Here is a 392-nt window from a genome sequence, read left to right on the forward strand (position 1 = left end):
AATCTCCGCTTTTGAAAAAATCCTCTCAATAGGTAGGCAACGAAAACAGCCCAAAGACAACCATCTTTTTGAGAATTAACAAAAAGGTCACAAATGACCGGCTTTCAAAGAGGCGCTTCTACTATTAACAGAAAAAGTGGCCTAAAATGGGGGGTGTTGGAGAAAATTTCTGCCTTAAAAGTACGCCTCTACTCACTAGCCAGCGAGAATAGCCAAAAGCCAGCAAAAAACAAATGAATTATGTACTTCTGCCACTGATTGCAACGGCATATCGGTGACAGAAAGATCGTTTAGAGCGATTCTTCGCGGTTTGGGGTGGTAGAAATCGTTTTGTAGTTGGACTTTTTCTGCTGAAGCTGCTCCAGCTGTTTCAGCACCGATTCCTTCTCCGG

General features: G+C 43.1%; 1 protein-coding gene. It reads right to left on the bottom strand.

Annotated features, from left to right (window positions below; all coding sequences use genetic code 11):
- Window positions 1-195: 195 nt before the first annotated feature.
- On the bottom strand, window positions 196-392 hold a 197-nt coding region (locus tag QZL71_RS13225; RefSeq protein WP_294649221.1), incomplete at its 5' end, for a hypothetical protein.

Source organism: uncultured Faecalibacterium sp. (assembly GCF_900066275.1).
GTDB classification, from domain to species: Bacteria; Bacillota; Clostridia; order Oscillospirales; family Ruminococcaceae; genus Faecalibacterium; species Faecalibacterium taiwanense.